General features: G+C 71.8%; 17 protein-coding genes. 13 read left to right on the top strand and 4 right to left on the bottom strand.

Going from position 1 to position 18,342, the window contains the following annotated elements; translation table 11 throughout:
• The first annotated feature begins 3 nt into the window (after positions 1-3).
• The 3 genes from ACERZO_RS34525 to ACERZO_RS34515 all read left to right on the top strand — a co-directional run bounded on the left by ACERZO_RS34525 (position 4) and on the right by ACERZO_RS34515 (position 2,851).
• Positions 4-945: a glycosyltransferase gene (locus ACERZO_RS34525; RefSeq protein WP_372669895.1), complete on the top strand. Its 942-nt coding sequence runs from the start codon at positions 4-6 to the stop codon at positions 943-945.
• Between the two features lie 10 nt (positions 946-955).
• The gene (locus tag ACERZO_RS34520) at positions 956-1,831 is read left to right on the top strand and encodes an A/G-specific adenine glycosylase (protein ID WP_372669893.1); all 876 of its coding nucleotides are present in this window, start codon (positions 956-958) and stop codon (positions 1,829-1,831) included.
• 63 nt (positions 1,832-1,894) lie between these two features.
• Complete coding sequence (locus tag ACERZO_RS34515; protein WP_372669891.1) at positions 1,895-2,851, top strand: peptidoglycan recognition protein family protein; 957 nt, start codon at positions 1,895-1,897, stop codon at positions 2,849-2,851.
• Here the strand turns inward: ACERZO_RS34515 and ACERZO_RS34510 are convergent.
• Positions 2,841-3,587 (bottom strand): alpha/beta fold hydrolase, encoded by a 747-nt coding sequence (locus tag ACERZO_RS34510; RefSeq protein ID WP_372669889.1) that lies wholly within the window; start codon positions 3,585-3,587, stop codon positions 2,841-2,843. The two genes, ACERZO_RS34515 and ACERZO_RS34510, sit on opposite strands and share 11 nt — an antisense overlap.
• A gap of 68 nt (positions 3,588-3,655) precedes the next feature.
• Between ACERZO_RS34510 and ACERZO_RS34505 the strand changes: the two genes are divergently transcribed.
• The 3 genes from ACERZO_RS34505 to ACERZO_RS34495 are packed head-to-tail and all read left to right on the top strand — an operon-like array spanning position 3,656 to position 6,179.
• Positions 3,656-5,062, top strand: coding sequence for a M1 family metallopeptidase (locus ACERZO_RS34505; protein ID WP_372669887.1), 1,407 nt, complete (start codon positions 3,656-3,658; stop codon positions 5,060-5,062).
• A gap of 18 nt (positions 5,063-5,080) precedes the next feature.
• The gene (locus tag ACERZO_RS34500) at positions 5,081-5,392 is read left to right on the top strand and encodes an antibiotic biosynthesis monooxygenase family protein (protein WP_285477085.1); all 312 of its coding nucleotides are present in this window, start codon (positions 5,081-5,083) and stop codon (positions 5,390-5,392) included.
• Positions 5,385-6,179, top strand: coding sequence for an SIR2 family NAD-dependent protein deacylase (locus ACERZO_RS34495; RefSeq protein ID WP_372669884.1), 795 nt, complete (start codon positions 5,385-5,387; stop codon positions 6,177-6,179). Before ACERZO_RS34500 ends, ACERZO_RS34495 begins: the two co-directional genes overlap by 8 nt.
• On the opposite strand, the gene ACERZO_RS34490 is transcribed toward ACERZO_RS34495, so the two are convergent.
• Positions 6,176-7,192 (bottom strand): endonuclease/exonuclease/phosphatase family protein, encoded by a 1,017-nt coding sequence (locus ACERZO_RS34490; protein ID WP_372669882.1) that lies wholly within the window; start codon positions 7,190-7,192, stop codon positions 6,176-6,178. The genes ACERZO_RS34495 and ACERZO_RS34490 overlap by 4 nt on opposite strands.
• A gap of 104 nt (positions 7,193-7,296) precedes the next feature.
• Between ACERZO_RS34490 and ACERZO_RS34485 the strand changes: the two genes are divergently transcribed.
• Positions 7,297-8,274: an ATP-binding cassette domain-containing protein gene (locus ACERZO_RS34485; RefSeq protein WP_372669880.1), complete on the top strand. Its 978-nt coding sequence runs from the start codon at positions 7,297-7,299 to the stop codon at positions 8,272-8,274.
• Positions 8,271-9,077, top strand: a complete 807-nt coding sequence (locus tag ACERZO_RS34480) for an ABC transporter permease (RefSeq protein ID WP_372669878.1) — start codon at positions 8,271-8,273, stop codon at positions 9,075-9,077. The genes ACERZO_RS34485 and ACERZO_RS34480 overlap by 4 nt, the downstream gene beginning before the upstream one ends.
• 73 nt (positions 9,078-9,150) lie before the next feature.
• On the opposite strand, the gene ACERZO_RS34475 is transcribed toward ACERZO_RS34480, so the two are convergent.
• Positions 9,151-12,318 (bottom strand): BTAD domain-containing putative transcriptional regulator, encoded by a 3,168-nt coding sequence (locus tag ACERZO_RS34475; RefSeq protein WP_372669876.1) that lies wholly within the window; start codon positions 12,316-12,318, stop codon positions 9,151-9,153.
• Between the two features lie 147 nt (positions 12,319-12,465).
• Here ACERZO_RS34475 and ACERZO_RS34470 point away from each other — a divergent pair, with 147 nt between their 5' ends.
• The 5 genes from ACERZO_RS34470 (at position 12,466) to ACERZO_RS34450 (ending at position 16,613) form a co-directional block, all read left to right on the top strand.
• Positions 12,466-13,899, top strand: coding sequence for a M1 family metallopeptidase (locus ACERZO_RS34470; RefSeq protein WP_372669875.1), 1,434 nt, complete (start codon positions 12,466-12,468; stop codon positions 13,897-13,899).
• Positions 13,900-13,964: 65 nt separating this feature from the next.
• Positions 13,965-14,603 carry a pyroglutamyl-peptidase I gene (gene pcp, locus ACERZO_RS34465; RefSeq protein ID WP_372669873.1) on the top strand — a complete coding sequence of 213 codons (639 nt, stop codon included), beginning with the start codon at positions 13,965-13,967 and terminating at the stop codon, positions 14,601-14,603.
• 100 nt (positions 14,604-14,703) lie between these two features.
• Positions 14,704-15,084 (top strand): hypothetical protein, encoded by a 381-nt coding sequence (locus ACERZO_RS34460; protein ID WP_372669871.1) that lies wholly within the window; start codon positions 14,704-14,706, stop codon positions 15,082-15,084.
• A gap of 7 nt (positions 15,085-15,091) precedes the next feature.
• The gene (locus tag ACERZO_RS34455) at positions 15,092-16,153 is read left to right on the top strand and encodes a hypothetical protein (protein WP_372669869.1); all 1,062 of its coding nucleotides are present in this window, start codon (positions 15,092-15,094) and stop codon (positions 16,151-16,153) included.
• Entirely contained in the window at positions 16,146-16,613 is a 468-nt protein-coding gene (locus tag ACERZO_RS34450; protein ID WP_372669867.1) for a YbaB/EbfC family nucleoid-associated protein, read from the top strand. Before ACERZO_RS34455 ends, ACERZO_RS34450 begins: the two co-directional genes overlap by 8 nt.
• 1 nt (position 16,614) lies before the next feature.
• On the opposite strand, the gene ACERZO_RS34445 is transcribed toward ACERZO_RS34450, so the two are convergent.
• Positions 16,615-18,330 carry an Hsp70 family protein gene (locus ACERZO_RS34445; RefSeq protein WP_372669865.1) on the bottom strand — a complete coding sequence of 572 codons (1,716 nt, stop codon included), beginning with the start codon at positions 18,328-18,330 and terminating at the stop codon, positions 16,615-16,617.
• Positions 18,331-18,342: the final 12 nt, after the last annotated feature.

Genomic DNA, 18,342 nt, shown 5'->3' with positions numbered 1-18,342 from the left:
GCGTTGCGCGTTCTCTTCGCCGGTCTCGCCTCGCCCGGCCACACGTACCCGATGGTCCCGCTCGCGGTCGCGGCGCGGGACATCGGGCACGAAGTGCACTTCGCCGCCGGTGAGCACGTCCACGCGCCGCTGGGCCGGCTCGGGCTGAACCCGTTCCGGCCGGCGGACTCGTTCTACGAGATCTACGCCGAGGACCTCGAGCCGGACCTGAAGCGGCTGAGGCCGGACCTGGTCGTGCACGGGTGGGGCGTCCCGGAGGTGACCGTCGCCGCGCGGCGCGCCGGGATCCCCGCCTTGTGGCACGGGTTCGGCCGCTTCATCCCCGAAGGCATCGGGTTCGAGCGGCCCACCGGCGGCACGCACCTCGACATCTGCCCGCCGTCGCTCCAGGACCCGGCCTTCCTCGCGACCGCGGAACGGATCGCCCTGCGCCCGGTGCCGTTCGCCGAGCCGGGCGACTTCGAGCGGCCCCTGATCTACCTGACGCTCGGCACCGCGTTCGGCACGCCGGAAGTACTCGAGACGGTCATCGAGGGGCTGACCCGGCTCGGCACACACGTCGTGGTGGCCACCGCCGGGGTGCCCCTCGGGCCGCAGCCGGCCCACATCACGGCCCTGGCTTGGGTACCGCAGGCGGCGGCGATCCGGCAGGCGGACCTCGTCGTGCACCACGGCGGTAGCGGCACCACCCTCGGCGCGCTCGCCGCCGGCGTCCCGCAGCTGGTCCTGCCGCAGGGTGCCGACCAGTTCGCCAACGCCGACGCGCTCGTCGCCGCCGGGGCCGCGCTGCGGCTCCTGCCCGGCGAGCTGACCGCGGACGCCGTCGCCGAACAGGCCGGAAAGGCGTCCTCCTGCCGCGACGCGGCCCGCGCGGTCGCCGCCGAGATCGCGGGACTGCCGTCGCCGGGCGAGGTCGCCCGCGAGCTGCCGAAGTACGCGAAGTAGCCTCCCGGGCGTGTCCGTAGACGCCGAAACCCTGCTCGACTGGTTCTCCACGCACGGCCGGGACCTGCCCTGGCGTGAGCCGGACTGCTCGGCGTGGGGCGTGCTCGTCAGCGAGATCATGCTCCAGCAGACCCCCGTCGCCCGCGTGCAGCCGATCTGGCACGAGTGGATGGCGCGCTGGCCGGTGCCCTCGGCGCTGGCCGCGTCGAGCCAGGGTGAGGTCGTGCGGGCCTGGGGCAAGCTCGGCTACCCGCGGCGCGCCCTGCGGCTGCACGAAGCCGCCGGCGTCATCGCGCGGGAGCACGGGGAAGTCGTTCCGTCCGATGTGGACACTCTGCTCGCGCTGCCCGGGATCGGCGCCTACACCGCGCGCGCCGTCGCCGCGTTCGCCTACGGCCGGCGCGCGCCCGTCGTCGACACCAACGTGCGGCGGGTCGTCGCGCGGGCCGTGCACGGGGCCGGGGACGCCGGGCCCGCGTCGAACACCCGGGACATGGCCGACGTCGAGGCGCTCCTGCCCGCCGAAGACGCGCCCGCGGCTCGCTTTTCCGCGGCGATCATGGAACTCGGCGCGTTGATCTGCACCGCGCGTTCGCCGCGGTGCGCGGACTGCCCGATCTACGACGAGTGCGCGTGGCAGCTCGCCGGCCGGCCCGAGTACGCCGGGCCGGCCAAGCCGGTGCAGAAGTTCGCCGGCACCGACCGGCAGGTCCGCGGCCTGCTGCTGGACGTCCTGCGCGGCAGCGAAGGCCCCGTCGAAAAAGCGCGGCTCGACCTGGTGTGGCACGACAGCGGCCAGCGCGACCGCTGCCTGGACTCCCTGCTCGTCGACGGCCTGCTGGAGCAGACCAGCGGCGGCCTCTTCGCCCTGCCGGGTGAACACTAACGCGCTATAACAAAAGTTGGTCAATAGTTGTCATCGGCGCGATGCGGAGTTACCTTTTCCCGCATGGTCACTATCGACCGCCGGACCCTGTTCAAAGCGGGGGTGACCGCGACCGCGGCCGGCACACTGGGGATGACGACCACCGGGACGGCGTCGGCGGCGGTACCGACACCGACCATCCACGGCTGCTCCGAGTGGGGCGCCCGGCCCGCCGCCGGCCCGATCGTGGTGGAGAACCACAAGCCGACCTACATCGTCGTGCACCACGCCGTGGATCCGCCGATGAACAACGACTTCTCGCTGGCGCGCGCGTTCTACGTCTCGCGGTACATCCAGAACCTGCACATGGACAAGAACGGCTGGATCGACAGCGGCCAGCAGTTCACGAACAGCCGCGGCGGGTTCGTCACCGAGGGCCGGCACCGCAGCCTGGAAATCCTGCGCGGCGGCACGCAGCACGTCCAGGGCGCGAACGTCGGCAACCACAACAGCGAGGTCATCGGCATCGAGAACGAGGGCCTGTACAGCACGGTCGACGTGCCGCAGGCGCTCTGGGACTCGCTGGTGAACCTGGTCGCCTACATCGCCCACCAATACGGCATTTCGCCCGAATTCATCAAGGGCCACCGCGACTTCAACTCGACCGAGTGTCCCGGCACGGTGCTCTACAACCGGCTGCCCGAGCTGCGGACGGCGGTCGGGCGCGTCCTCGGCGTCTCGGTGGCGCGTGCCGAGGCGGAGTGGCCGCTGCTGAAGCCGGGCGACACGGGTCGTCAAGTGCAGCTGGCCCAGCAGTTCCTGCGCTCGTCCGGGTACGACGTACCGACCGACGGCGTGTTCGGGAAGTCCACAAAGGACGCCGTGGCCGCTTTGTCCGTTCAGGCCGGATTGCCGCGTCATACGTGCACCGCGACGAAGGTGACCGACGAGACCGGCTTCCTCGGCGCGGACGTCTGGCCGCTGATCGTCCCCTCGGACCGCTCGACGGCGGCTTGGCGGGCTGACCTGGCTAGCGCTTGAGGACCTGGCTCAGGAACGCTTCGACGGCACCTCGGTAGGTCGCCGGGGCTTCGTCGTGGGGCAGGTGCGCCGACCCCGGCACGACCAGGTGCTTCGCGCCCGGCACCCGCCGGGCGACTTCGGCCTGCTGGCCGGGCGGCATCGCCGTGTGCTCGCCCTCGACCAGCAACAACGGGCAGCGGATCGCGTCGACGACGTCCCAGTAGTCGCGCCGGCCCCATTCGGCGGCGATGACGTACAGGTCTTCGAGGTCGGCGACCAGGTGGAAGCCGTCCTCACGCTCCTCGACGCAGTCCGCGAAGTACTCGCCCGCGTCGCCGAAGAACCCGCGGACGTGGTCGAGCGACTCGAACGGCACCGGCCAGCTCTCGAAGTACCCGCGCCACGTCTCGACGGTCCGGCCGCGCTGGTCCGGCGCGAAGTCCTCGGAGACGACCGCGCGGACCAGCTCCGGGTACTTCGCGGCCGTCGTCCACGCGTGCAGGCCGCCCATCGAGTGCCCGATGAGCACGGCCGGCCCGGCGTCGAGCGTCCGCAGCGCTTCGGCGACGTCGTCGGTGAACCGCTCGGTCGTCCACGGCCCGACGCGCGGCGCGCTGCCGTGGCCGCGCGCGTCGAGGCCGTACACCGCGCCGTAGGGCCGGAGCCACTCCGCGACCCGCGACCACGTGCGCGCGCGGCCCATCAGTCCGTGGAGCAGGACGATCGGCACACCGGTGCCGCCGAAACAGAGCACGCGGCCACCATAATGGCTGGTGCGAAGCGTGACCGAGTGATCGCAATCCATCACCTATGGTGGTGGCTATGCGCCGCCGACTCGCTGCCCTCGCCGTCTGCGCCGCGGTGGTCCTCGCCGCGGCGTGCAGCGGTGACGCCGTCACGGCGCCACCCCCGCCGCCGCCGATGCACCCGGTTCCGGGCGCGGCCGGCGCCGGTGATCCGTATTACCCGGACGACGGCAACGGCGGCTACGACGCTCTCGCCTACCAGGTGGGCGTGACGTACGACCCGCCCAGCGGGCACCTCGACGGCGACACGACGGTCACCGCGAAGGCCACCCAGGACCTCAGCCGGTTCGACCTCGACCTGCGCGGGCTGGACGTCCACAGCGTCGAAGTCGACGGGCAGCCGGCGCGCTTCACGCGGGAAAAGGCGTTCGAGCTGGTCGTCACACCGGCGTCGCCGATCCGCGCCGGGACGACGTTCCGCACGCGGGTGCGCTACGGCGGCGACCCGGCGAAGACCCCGCACGACGGCGGCAGCGAGAACGGCTGGCAGCACTCGGCCGACGGCGGCGCGTACATGGTCGGCGAGCCGCACTCGGCGGCGTTCTGGTACCCGGTCGACGAAACTCCGCGCGACAAGGCGACGTTCACGCTGACCGCGCACGTCCCGCCCGGCTGGACGGTCATCTCGAACGGCCGCGAAGGCCCGCCGGGGACGTGGACCGAGCCGAACCCGGTCGCGAGCTACCTGACGACGATCGCGATCGGCAAGTTCAGTGTCGACAGGTCGACATTGCCGGACGGCACCCCGGTCGTGAACGCGTACTCGCCGGGAGCCGAGGGCCGGCGCGCGATCGGCGACCGCCTCCCGGAGGTGCTCGGGTTCCTGAAGAGCAAGTTCGGGCCGTACCCGCAGTCGGCGGCGGGCGGGATCTTCCTGAACGAGGACGTCCACTTCTCGCTGGAGACGCAAACCCGGCCGACGTACGCGAAGTGGGCCGACCTGCCGACGCTGGTGCACGAGAACGCCCACGAGTGGTTCGGCGACTCGGTGTCGCTTCGCAATTGGTCGGACATCTGCTTGAACGAGTGCTTCGCGTCGTACGCGCAGTGGCTGTGGGCCGAGCGCGAGGGCCAGAGCCTCGACGACCGCTACCGCGCGGCGATCGAGATCACCAGGGGCAGCACGGACTTCTGGGCCCAGAAGCTGGTGGGCATGGGCCAGGGCCACGAGTTCGAGGGCGTGTACAACAAGGGGATCTTGGCGCTGCACGCGTTGCGAAGGCAGATCGGCGACCCGGCGTTCGACCGGCTCCTCCACGAGTGGCCGGCGCGTTACCGGCACGGCAACGCTTCGTGGGCCGACTTCGAGAAGATGGCTTCTTCGGTGAGCGGGCAGAATTTGAAGCCGTTCTTCGACGAGTGGTTCCGGGGGACGAAGCTCCCCGCGGACGCCGACCTCTTCCCCGGCTCACTGCGCAGCTGAGGTCAGTAGGCTGGCCTCATGAGTGTCGTGAAGATCAACGCGATCGAGGTTCCCGAAGGCGCCGGCCCCGAGCTGGAGAAGCGGTTCGCCGCGCGGATGCACTCCGTCGACCAGCAGCCCGGCTTCCTCGGGTTCGAGCTGCTGCGCCCGGTGTCCGGCGAGACGCGCTACTTCGTCTACACGAAGTGGGAGACGGAAGAGGCCTACCAGGCGTGGGCCAAGGGCGGCCCGGCCGCGGCGGCGCACTCGGGCGAGCGCGCCAAGCCCGTGTCCACCGGGGCCAACCTGCTGGAGTTCGAGGTCGTCCTCGGTTCGCAGCCGGGTGAGTGACGCCCTCGAACGGGCCGCGGAGCTGCTGGACGGCGCCGGTGCGCTGCTGATCTGCGCCGGCGCCGGGATGGGCGTCGACTCCGGGCTGCCGGACTTCCGCGGCGGCGAAGGGTTCTGGCGCGCGTACCCGCCGTACGCCCGGCTCGGGCTGCGGTTCGAGGAACTGGCCGACCCGCGTCACTTCGCCGACGACCCCGAGCTGGCCTGGGGGTTCTACGGGCACCGGCTCGACCTGTACCGCAAGACCGTGCCGCACGAGGGTTTCCGGCTGCTGCGCGGCCTCGCCCCGTCCGTGCGCGTCTTCACGTCCAATGTGGACGGCCAGTTCCAGAAGGCGGGCTTCGAGCACGTCGCCGAGGCGCACGGCTCGATCCACCACCTCCAGTGCCTTTCCCGTTGCAGCGAAGAAATCTGGTCCGCTTCGGACGTCGACGTCGTCATCGACGAAGAAACCATGCGGGCGGTGCCGCCGCTGCCGTCGTGCCCGCGGTGCGGCGGGCTCGCGCGGCCCAACATCCTGATGTTCGGCGACTTCGACTGGGTGCCGGACCGCAGCCAGGCCCAGCTCGACGAGCTGACGGCGTGGCGACGCACCGCGCGTGACCTCGTGGTGGTGGAACTGGGTGCGGGCCAGGCGGTCCCGACGGTCCGCCGCTACAGCGAACTGGCGAGCGCGGCGACCGGCGCGCTGATCCGCATCAACCCCCGTGAACCGGAGATCCGCCACGGCCGGGGCGTCTCGATCGCGGCCGGGGCGCTGGAAACGCTCACCGCCCTCCTCGGCTAAGGCAGGCGCACTTCGGCGAACACCGCCCGGTGGTCGCTGCCCGCCACGTCGAACACGCGGTAGTCCAGCACCGCCGCCCGGTTGTCGACGACGACGTGGTCGATCGTCACCACCGGCGACGACGACGGCCAAGTCGGCGTCAACCCCGCGCCGCGCTCCTCCGCCGCGTCGTTGTAGCCGCGTGAGAGCACCGTGCGGAACGCCGCGTGGTCCAGCGTCGCGTTGAAGTCGCCCGCCAGGATGCGCAGGCCGTGCTCGCCCGCCGCGCGGGACAGGTCCTTGATCTCGCGCTCCCACTGTGGGGTGTCGACGTCCGGGGAGATGGGGTGGACGGCGACGATCTCGGCCACCACGCCGTCGCCGAGGTCGGCCTGCGCGCCCGGCTGCTTGGCCGCCGAGTCCCCGGTCAGGTTGACCTCCTTCAGCGGGAAGCGCGACACAATCCCCGAGCCGAACGCGCCGGGCGCGGGGTGCAGCACCCGGTACGGCAGCAGCTGGAACAGCCCGGCCGCGGTCAGCCCGTCGACCACGCCCGGCGTCAGCTCGACCAGGTTGAGCACGTCGATCCGCTGCTCACGCACCAGGTCGACGACGGCCTTCGGGTCCGCCTGGCCGTAGAGCAGGTTCGACGCGAGCACGCGCAGTGTCTTCCCGTGCACTTCGCGCTGATCGCTCGCCGACAGCCGCGGCACGACGAGGACGGCCAGCGCGACCGCCAGCACCAGCGCAGTCCCGCCGGCCCACCAGCGCCGCAACGCCAGCGCCAGCCCGCCGAGCAGCAGGCCCGCGGCCGCCACGAACGGCGTCAGCGACAACGCGACGAGGGTGTACCAGTCGCCGTCGTAGCCGATCAGGCGCAGCGCGGCCAGTCCGGCCAGCGGCACCAGCGGCACCACCAGCAAGGCCGTGACCAGCGGGTTCTTCCGCCGGACGCGCGTCTCTTCCGCAACCGTCATGGTGCCGAGTATGCCGAGCCGACGCCGGCGAGGTCCGGGCACCGACAACTCCTCCACAAGATCTCCACCAGCCGCTGCCAGCGCCTGCCAGCGCGCTGTGCGCGTGCTGCCAGCGCGTCCGGCCACAGTGAAGACCACAGCGACAGCGAAGGAGGACGCCCATGTCGCACGCGATCCAGGCCGAGGGCCTGGTCAAACACTTCGGGGACACCAAGGCGCTGGACGGGGTGGACCTCGAGGTCCCGTTCGGCCAGGTCGTGGGGGTACTCGGCCCGAACGGCGCCGGCAAGACGACCGCCGTCCGGATCCTGGCCACCCTGATGAAACCCGACGCCGGCAGAGCCACCGTCGGCGGCTTCGACGTCGTCACCGACCCGGTGCGGGTCCGCAGCCTGATCGGGCTCACCGGGCAGTACGCGTCGGTCGACGAGGACCTCAACGGCATCGAGAACCTCGTCCTCATCGGACGGTTGTACGGCCACTCCCGCGCCCAGGCCAAAGCCCGCGCCACCGAGCTGATCGAGCGGTTCGAGCTGACCAAGGCGGCCAAGCGGCCGATCCGGACGTACTCCGGCGGCATGCGGCGGCGGCTCGACCTGGCCGCCAGCCTCGTCGGCCACCCCGAGGTGCTCTACCTCGACGAGCCGACCACCGGCCTCGACCCGCACGCCCGCAACGAGGTCTGGGACGTCGTCCGCGGCCTCGTCGCCGAGGGCGCCACGGTGCTGCTGACCACGCAGTACCTCGAAGAGGCCGACCAGCTGGCCGACAAGATCACCGTGTTCGACCACGGCCGGGTCGTCGCCGACGGCCGGGCCGACGAGCTCAAGCGCCGCGTCGGCGGCCAGACGCTGCAGGTCCGGCCGACCCAGCTGTCCGACATGGACGCCGTCAACCGGATCCTCGGCGACCTGTCCGGCGTCCGGCCGACCCGCGACGACGCGACCGGCCTGCTCACCGCGCCGGTCAACGACCCCGTCCTGCTGTCCACTTTGGTCCGCAAGCTGGACGAAGCCGGCATCACCGCGGACGAGCTGGCGCTGCGGCTGCCCAGCCTCGACGAGGTGTTCCTCGCCCTCACCGGGCACACCGCCGAACCGACCGCCCCGGACAAGACCCTCGAAGGGAGCCTGGCATGACGACGCTGGCGCTCGACCGCCCGGCCCCGCCGCGGCACATCAGCCCCGCCAAGGGCTTCCAGCACGCGCTTTCACTGGCCTGGCGCGGCATCCTGAAGATCCGCAAGAACCCCGAACAGCTCGCCGACGTCACCCTGATGCCGATCATCTTCCTGGTGATGTTCGTGTACCTGTTCGGCGGCGCGCTGTCCGGCTCGACCGACGCCTACCTGCAGATGGTCGTGCCCGGCATCATCGTGATGAACATCCTCCAGGCGTGCCTCGCGGTCGGCACGAACCTCAACACCGACATCACCAAGGGCGTGTTCGACCGGTTCCGCAGCATGCCGATCGCCCGGTCCGCACCGCTGATCGGCGCGGTGCTCGCGGACATCGTGCGGTACGTCGTGTGCCTGACGGTGCTGATGGTGGTGGCCACGATCATGGGCTACCGCATCGCGACCAGCCCGGCGGAGTTCGCGGTGGCGATCCTGCTCGCACTCGCGTTCGGGCTCTGCTTCTGCTGGGGCTCGGTGTTCGTCGGCATGGTGATGAAGTCGCCGGGGTCGGCGCAGGCGCTGATGTTCGTCTTCATCATGCCGCTCACCTTCGGCAGCAACGTGTTCGTGCAGACGTCGACGATGCCGGGGTGGCTGCGGGCGTGGGCGGACATCAGCCCGGTCAGCCTGATGGCGAACGCGCTGCGCGGCCTGATGAACGGCGGCGCGGTCGCCGGCCCGCTGGCCGGGGCGCTCGCCTGGATGGCCGGCGCGGTCATCGTGTTCTTCCCGCTGGCCACCTGGGCCTACCGCCGGCGGGTCTGAAAGGGCGCGCGACACGGGGGTGACCCGCGCCAGGGGAGGTCGTGAGTGAGAAACAGTGTTCTAGCACTGTTTCTCACTCACGACCGATTTCGTCGAGGAGCCAGGTGATGGTGTCCTTTTTGGACATACTGCGGAACTCTTCGTACCGCGTGTCGTAGTCCGGCAGGGCCGCGCGCAGGTCCTCGATCAGCGCCCGCACCTCCGGGCTGCCGAGGTCGAGCCGCCCGCGGACGACGGCGGAGGCGGCGAGCACCCGCGCCGCCTGCTCGGGACGTCCCTGCGCCGCGCGTACCATCGCCAGCAGCTCCACCGACCCGGCCAGGTCCGGCATGTCGCCGCGGCGGTTCGTCGCCCGGATCGCGATGGCCACGTGGGACTCGGCCTCGTCCGGGCGGCCCTCGGCCAGCAGGATCCGGGCTTCGAACGCGTGGATGAACTCGTCGCCGATGCCGCCGGGGAACCAGTCGTCGCCTCCGAACGCGGCGACGCGGTCGAGCAGCACCCGCGCCTCCGCCAGCTTCTCGGTGCGCAGCAACAGCTCCAGCCGCCCGAACATCAGGATGGCCCGCTGCTGCGGGTTCGTGATGCCTTCGCCGTAGCGCTCCGCCGCCTCCTGGTCGCGCCACGCACCCTCGAAGTCCCCGGTCCGCGCCCGCTCGACGGCAAGCCGCCACCAGTGCTGCACCGCGTCCTCGTGCGAGCGCAGCTCCATCGAGAGCGCCAAACCCTGTTGGTAGATCTCGATGGCCTTCGCGCTTTCGCCGTCCTGGGACAGCGCGTACCCCTTGAAGCTCAACGTCATCGCGATGCCCCAGCGGTCGCCGACCTCCGCGAACCCGGCGTGGGCCAGGTCGCGCGCCCGGTCCGCGCCCTCGACGTCACCCGCGTCGTCGAGCAGGAAGCTCTCCACCCAGTGGCCACCGGCCCGGGTCCACGGATCGGGGTGCTGCGCGGCCCGGTGCACCTCGCGCACGGCGATCTCGCGGTCGCCGCCGAGGAAGGCCAGCATCGGCAGGGCCACCGCGAGCCCGGGATAGCGGTCCACGGCGTCCGTGCGCACGCACTCGTCGACCAGCCGCAGGATCTCGGCCTGGTCCGAGCGCACCGGGACGGCGTCCATGAGGTAGATCAGCGCGTGGTAGGCGGCCGACACCGGCGGCGGCAGCCGGTCGCCGAATTCGAGGGTCTCGCGCAGCAGCCCGCCGACCCGGCCACCCTGGCCGAGGATGGTGAGGTACCAGAACATCCCGTCCAGCAGCGCGACCGCGTTGTCCACATCGGACATCTCGATCGAGCCGCGCAGGGCCGCGATCATGTTGTCGCTCTCGGCCTCGAACGCGTCGATCGCCTTCAGCTGCGCCGCGGTGCGCAGCGTCGGCTCCAGCCCCTGCGCGAGGTCGGCGTAGTACGCCGCCATGGCCCGGCGCGTCCGGTCGTGCTCCCCCGACTCGACCAGCCGCTCGGTGGCGTACGCGCGCAGCGTCTCCAGCATCCGGTAACGCGGCTCGCCACGACCACCGTCGATGGTGTCCACAATGGACTTCTCGACCAGGCTACCGAGGACGTACGGGACGTCCGCGGCGGGCAGCAGCTCGTCCGCGCAGACGGCCTCGATCGGCTCCAGCTCGGCGCCGCCGGCGAACACCGCGAGCCGCCGGGCCAGCACCAGCTCGGCCTCGGTCAGCAGGTCCCAGCTCCACTCGACGACCGCGCGCAGGGTCCGCTGCCGCGGCAGCGCCGTGCGGCTGCCCGAGGTCAGCAGCCGGAAGCGGTCGCCGAGGCGCCCGGCGATCTGGGCCACCGTCATCGACCGCAGCCGCGCCGCGGCCAGCTCCAGCGCGAGCGGCATCCCGTCGAGCCGGCGGCAGATCTCGCCGACCTGGTCCACAGTGGACTCGTCGAGCACGAAGTCGGGCCGCACGGCGGCCGCGCGGTCGAGGAACAGCCGCGTCGAGTCGAGCTCGGCGGCCTCCGCGGGCGCGGCCCGCTCCGCGGGTACCGGCAGCGGACCGAGCGGGCAGAGCGCCTCCCCGGTGATCGCGAGGGGCTCGCGGCTGGTGGCCAGGATCCGCAGCCGCGGCGCCCGCTGCAGCAGCTCGTCGGCCAGCCGGGCGGCGGCGTCGACGACGTGCTCGCAGTTGTCCAGCACCAGCAGCGCTTCCGCGCCGCCGAGCGCTTCGAGCGCCTGCTCGACGGGGTCCAGCGGCCGGCGGATCTCGGTGTCGGTGCTGCGGATGTCCCGGATCTCCAGCGCGCTCAGCAGCGCGCCGCCGAGGTCGTCGGGGTCGCGGACGCCGGCCAGCGCGGCGAACCAGACGCGGCCCTGCTGGTGCGCCGGGTGCCGCGACGCCGCTTCGGTGGCCAGCCGCGTCTTTCCCGCACCGCCAGGCCCGGTCAAGGTGACCAGCCGGGCGCCGCCGAGCAGCTCGGCCAGCAGCTTGAGCTCGTCGTCGCGGCCGATGAACGTGGTGAGCCGGGTCGGCAGCCGGTCGGTCACCGGCGACGGCGGCGCGAACTCGCCGCGCAGCGCCGCCAGGTGGATCTCCTGCAGCTCGGCCGACGGGTCGACGCCGAGCTGGTCGGCCAGGGTCCGGCGGATGCCGGAGTAGACGCCCAGCGCCTCCGACTGCCGCCCGGCCGCGCAGAGCGCGCGGATCCGCAGCCCGGCCAGGCGCTCGCGCAGCGGGTCGGCGTCGGCCGCGGCGGCCAGGTCGGCGAGCACGGAAGCGTGCTCGCCCAGCCGGATCAAGGCGTCGAAGCGGTCTTCGGCCGCCTCGGCCCGCAGCTCGGTGAGCCGGCGGGCGGGGGCCGGCGCGAACGGCGCGTCGAGGACATCGGCGAGTGCGCCGCCCTGCCACAACGCGAGGGCTTCGGCGAGCAGCTCGGCCGCGTGGGCGTCCCGGCCCGCGGCCAGCTCACGGCGGCCGTCGGCGGCGAGCCGTTCGAAGCGCTCGGCGTCGACGTCTTCGCGGGCCACGGCGAGCCGGTAGCCGCCGGGGCCCGATTCGACCGGCACCGGCAGGGCTTTGCGCAGCCGCGAGACCAGCGACTGCAGGGCGTTGGCGGCGTCGGCGGGCGGTTCGCCACCCCAGAGACCGTCGACGAGCGCGTCGGCCGGGACCGCGCGCCCGGCGTCCAGCGCGAGCCGGGCCAGGAGCATGCGGAGGCGGGCGCCGCCGATGTCGATCGGCGTGCCGTCGTCGTTCACCGCTCGCAGCGGCCCCAGCAGCGCAACGCGCATGCGTCCAGCTTTCCAGACGACACCCGGGCAGCGGGGCGGGCCGACGTAAGTGCTGATTATCCGGACAAAAGCGACGCACCTCTTCGAACCATGCATTCGTGGCGATACGTTGCGGACGAGGTCCATCCGATACGGACAGGAGCGTTCATGAGGGGAAAGAAACCGGCCGTGGTCGCGGCCGCCGTGGTCGCCAGCCTCTGCCTGGGCACCGGCGTCGCCGCGGCGGGCGACGGCTGGGGTCCGGCGAAGCCCGGCAGCGACGGCGCCGGGGACAGCTACTACCCGCAGGACGGCAACGGCGGCTACGACGTCGCCGACTACAACCTCAAGGTCACCTACGACCCTGCGTCGCACCAGCTGACCGGGAACGAGGACATCGCCGCGCGGGCGACCCAGTCGCTCAGCTCGTTCAACCTGGACCTGCACGGCCTGACCGTCGACTCGGTGAAGATCGACGGCCGGAGCGCGACGTTCGCCCGGACCGGCGACCACGAGCTCGTCATCACGCCGGCGCGCGCCCTGCGGCGCGGCCAGAACTTCCAGGTCAAGATCGCCTACCACGGTGTCCCCGCGCCGATCAGCGACCCGGCGCTCGGCAACAACGGCTGGCAGTACGCCCAGGCGGGCGGCGCGTTCGTCGCCGGCGAGCCGAAGTCGGCGACCACCTGGTACCCGGTCAACGACACCCCGCTCGACAAGGCCACGTTCCACCTCGCGATCACCGTGCCCGACGAGTGGGGCGTGATCGCCAACGGCCGTGAGAAGCCGTCGATCAAGGCCCCGGGCGGCACCACGCACGTCTGGGCCGAGGAAACGCCGATCGTGCCGTACATGACGACGGTCGCGATCGACAAGTGGACCTTCGACCGGCAGAAGCGCAAGGACGGGACGCCGATCGTCAGCGCGTTCGCCCCGGGCGTCCCCGACTCGACGAAGCAGGCCGAAGCGCGGCTGCCGGAGATCCTCGACTTCCTCGAGTCGAAGTTCGGCAAGTACCCGATCGACGCGGCGGGCGGCATCTTCCTCAACGAGCAGATCGGCTTCTCGCTGGAGACGATGAGCCGGCCGATCTATTCGGCGGGCTGGGCCGGCACGGTCCCGACGATCGTCCACGAGAACGCCCACCAGTGGTACGGCGACTCGGTGGCCGTGGCGCACTGGCGGGACGTCTGCCTGAACGAGTGCTTCGCGTCCTACGCCACTTGGCTCTGGGACGAGGGCAAGGAAGGCGTCGACCTGAACAAGCAGTACGCGGACGACGTCAAGAAGGCGTCGACGACGTTCTGGAACGGCAAGCTGTACGACATGGGCGCCGGCCAGGAGTTCACGTACGTGTACTCCAAGGGCCCGATGATGCTGCACGCGCTGCGCAACTACGTCGGTGAGCAGGCCTTCTCCAGGGTGCTCAAGACGTGGCCGGCGCTGCACCGCGACGGGAACGCGAGCATGCAGGACTTCCAGCGGTACACCGAGCTCGTCGCGCACAAGAACCTGCAGGGGTTCTTCGACGCGTGGGTGTACGGCGCCGGCAAGCCCGCCGACCAGTACCTGTTCCCCGGTGGGTTGAAGCCCGCCGCTTGATCCGATCGTTCGTGAAGGCCACCCCGCGGTCGTAGGGTGGCCTTCACGGCGTTTCGGAGGTGGGTATGGCCAGGGTGCTGATGACGGGGTTCGCGCCGTTCGGCGGCGAGTCGGTGAACCCGTCCTGGCAGGCGGTTTCCCTGCTCGGTGCCCGCCGCGACGACATCGCGGCGGTCGAGCTGCCGTGCGAGTTCGCGGCGTCGCTGCCGGCGTTGCGCGCGGCTTTCCTCGAGCACCGGCCGTCGCTGGTGGTGTGCGTCGGCCAAGCGGGCGGCCGGCAGGAGGTGACCCCGGAGCGCGTCGCGATCAACCTGGTCGACGCGCGCATCCCGGACAACGCGGGCGAGCAGCCGGTGGACGTCCCGGTGGTCCCGGACGGCCCGGCGGCGTACTTCACGACGTTGCCGGTGAAGGCGTGCGTGGCGGCGATCCGCTCGGCGGGCGTGCCGGCGTCGGTGTCGCACACGGCGGGGACGTACGTGTGCAACCAGGTGTTCTACGGGTTGATGCACCTGCTGACGGAGTTTCCCGGGGTGCGCGGCGGGTTCGTGCACGTCCCGTTCAGCCCGGAGCAGGTCGCGGCGTCGGGGACGGCCGCGCCGTCGCTGGGGGTGGACCGGATCGCGGCCGCGCTGGAAGCGTTGGCGGACACGGCGTTGGCGACGGCGGAGGACATCGCGGTCAGCGCGGGCGCGGAGCATTGATCATCTCCGTGATCTGACGCACACCACCTCCGAATCCCCCTGTCGGGCGACCGAACGGTGTTTACATGTCGGGACGCCTGCCCGGAAGAAGAGGTGAACGATGATCGGGTTCGAGACCGACCTGCAGGATCTCCGCGACTCCGCCCGCGCGCTGGCCGGCGCCGCCGAGGCCGCGGAAACCGCGTCCAGCGGCCTGCGCGGGACCGATGTGCCGGTTTCCTCGGACGGTGGCGGGATCTTCGGCGGCATCACCGGCATGCTGCCCGTGCAGAACGCCTTCGGCCGGTCGCTGGGGATGCCGGAGGTCGCCAAGGCCTACAACGACCACCTGGCGAAGATCCAGAAGCTCGTCGCGCAGCTGCACCAGACCACCGCGGACACCAGCCACGCGCTGATGCGGGTCGCGGAACTGTACGAAAAGGCCGACGAGGACTCGAAGCAGCACGTCAACCGCGCGGCCGCGGGCCTGGAAGCGAACTGAGGGAACGATGGACGGCTACTTCGACACCGGCCTCGACGCCGAACCGATGTCCAGCGGCGAAGACCGCCGCGCCGAGCTCCTCGAAGGGATCTCCGAGGACCTGAAGGAGGGCGCGAACGACGCGCTGGACGCCCTCGACGTCCTCCGGACGACCGACTTCCTGCTGTTCGGCTTCGACGACTCCAACGAGAACGTCCGGAAGATGCAGGACGAAATCGCCGGGGTCTACCGCGAGTTCTCCGACGCCGACATCGACCACGAGTCGGCTTCGGGTCTGCAGCACCTGATCATGAACCACGACGCCGTCTGGAAGCAGCTGCAGCGCGACTCGAAGCCGAAGCTCGACGACGCCCGGCAGTTCCTCGACGTGTGGCGCGGCTCCGCGGCGAACGCCGTCAAGGCCTACCTGAACGATCTGGCCGACACCTTCACCGAGGTCGAAACCAAGATCACCGTGCTGGAAGCCGATCTCGTCGCGGCGCGCGAGGCCGTCGCGTCCGCCCGGCAGGACCTGAACAACCTCGGCTCCACGTTCAAGCAGACGGCGGAGGACTACAAGAAGGATCAGGACCGCAAGCGCGAAGGGGCGGCGTCGAAGGTGCTCGCGGCGACGTTCGCCGGCGCGGTCACCGGCCTGCTCGCCGTGGCCACCGGTGGAGCGGGCGCCGCGGCGGGCGCGTCGATCTTCACCGCCGCCAACGGCGCGCTGGTCGCCGGCAACGCCGCGGGCGGCGCGATCACCGCGGTGGTCGCCAACCAGGCGGAGATCAAGGGCGACAACGCCTTGGACCTCTACAGCAGCTTCATGGACAGCGCGGGCAAGATCCGTGATGGCGCCGGCGAAGCGGCCCACACGCTGGCGAACCGCATCGGCGACGAAGCCGTCGACCTGCCGGCGATCCCCGACGCGCCCGACGTCAGCCCGGGCTCGAGCTTCGACCCGGACAACTTCGAAACCGACCACACTTCGCGCCGGACCGAGAAGAACGTGCGGGACGCGAACGTCGACATCGCGCCGGACGGGCAGGTGTCGAGCGGCGCGACGCACGCCGGGAGGCTGGATGGCTGACCGCGAAGCCCTCCTGGCCGAGCTGTCCGCGCTGTCGGCGACGGCGACGTCCGCCGACGGCGCCGTTTCGCTGTCGGTCAACACCGACGGCGTGCTGACCCGGCTGCGGCTCACCGACGCCGTCTCGGGGATGACGCCGGCGGAGATCGCGGACGCCGTGCTACGGACGTACATCGACGCGCAGCGGGAGTCGGCGCAGCGGACCGGGCAGCTGCTGGCGCAGGCCGGCGCCGGCGGCTACGTGCTGGACCGGCTGCGCTGGCGGATGCAGTTCGAGCCGACGCCGCCGCCGGTCCCGGCTCCGGACTCCGCTCCCGCCGCTGCTTCTGCTCCGGCGGAGCAGGACGACGCTGTGCTGAAGGACCGGTCTTCGGACGCCCCGCCCGCGGCGCCGCCGGCCGGGCCGGTCGCGGACGACGACTGGTACGACAAGGGCATGCGGCTCGGCAAGGCCTGGTGAGTCAGGACGGCTTGAGGTCGCTCTTGAAGAACTCGAGGAGCTCGCCGACGCGGCCGCCGCGGATGTCGAGCGAAACGTAGAGCGCGGCTGCCCGGCGGTCCTCCGCGCCGAAGAGCACGACGGCGGTGACGCTGCCGGCCCCGGCGACGTACCGGCCGCGCAGCCCGCCGCCGTCCCACGTGCCGCGTTCGACGCCGCCGCTGCCCATCTGCAGCTTCGCGCCCGCCTCGACGTCGTCGACGGTCACGCCCTGGTAGTAGCTGACGACGTCGCCGCGGCCGAGCCCGCAGCTGACCGCGGCCTGGGCGTGCACCAGCTCGGCCACCTGGTCGGCCCGCACGCAGGTCGCGTGGTCCGGGACGGTGCCGGCGAGCGAACGCAGGCAGGGCGTGAAACCGGTCTGGTCGCGCTGGGCCGTCGACGTGCAGTCCATTGTGGACTGAGCCGCGTCGCTCCGGCTGACCAGCACGGCGACGGTGACCACGATCGCGACGACGACGAGCACGGCGAGCGCGATGAGCCACGGCTTGGTGTTCCGGCGCTTCGGCGGCGCGGGCGGCGGCGCGTACCGGGCGGCTGGTGGTTGTTGCCACGGCTGGGGTCGCGGCGGCGCTGCGGGCGGGCGGACCGGAGCGAAGGCGGGCACGGTGAGGTCGGAGGTGCTGCCCAGCGGGACGTGGTGCAACCCGAAGGCGACGGCGGTCTCGGGCTGGTCCTGCGTGGTCGGCGTGACGCCGAGCTGGCGCGCGAGCAGCGTGGCCAGCAACGGCATCCGGCTCGGCCCGCCGACGAGGTAGACGCCGGCGAGCTGCGCGGGGCTCAGCCCGGCCCGGCGGATCGTCGCGCCGAGCAGTTCGGCGCTGCGGAGCAGGCTGGGCCGCACCAGGGCTTCGAGCTCGTCGCGGCTGACCAGGACGTCGCCGAACGGCTCGGGCATCGGCACGTGGGTCTGAGTGTGGCGGGAAAGGCTTTCCTTGGCGTCGCGGACGTCCTGCAGCAGCGCGCGCCGGGTGCGGCGGTCCGCGGTGGACTGCGGGCGCAGAAGCCGTTGCCACTGCGCGGGATCGGCGTGCGAGACGGACCGTCCGATGTGGACGAGCAGCGCCTGGTCGATGTCGAGGCTGCCGAGATCGGACAGGCCGTCCTCGGCGAGCACGACGAAGCCTTGCCGCGTCACCCCGACGACGGCGCAGTCGAAGGTGCCGGCCCCGAGGTCGTAGACGCCGATGGGCCCGGCGAGCCGGTGCCCGATGCTGGCGTAGTGCGCGGCGGCGGCGACGGGTTCCGGGACCAGCCGGACGTCGGCGAGCCCGGCCTTGGCGGCGGCGGTCCGGACGGCGTCCTGCCGGGTGGCGCCCCAGCCGGCGGGGTGCGAAATCCGCGTCTGCCCGGGCGGCCGGCCGAGCTGCCGTTCGGCTTCCTCACCGATCCGCCGCAGCACGGCGGCGAAGGCATCGGTGACGTCGACCCTCGTGCCACCGAGGTCGAGGGTGCCTTCATCGATGCGCCGCTTGGGATTGGGTTCGAACCGGCTGGGATCGAGCCGCGCCCGCCGTTCGGCATCCTGCCCGACGACGAGGAGGCCGTCATCGTTGACGAAGACGGCGGAGGACATGGTGACGGACCCGTCGACTTCGATGGCCCGCGGCCCGCGCCCGAAGGCGGAGAGGACGCCGACGGTGCTGGAAGTCCCGAAGTCGATCGACAGCACGTCCACGGCGGTTCCCTC

It is taken from the genome of Amycolatopsis kentuckyensis (assembly GCF_041679295.1).
GTDB classification, from domain to species: domain Bacteria; phylum Actinomycetota; class Actinomycetes; order Mycobacteriales; family Pseudonocardiaceae; genus Amycolatopsis; species Amycolatopsis kentuckyensis_A.
The sequence above is the reverse complement of the archived record's forward strand: the minus strand, read 5'-3'. Positions and strand labels throughout refer to the sequence as shown.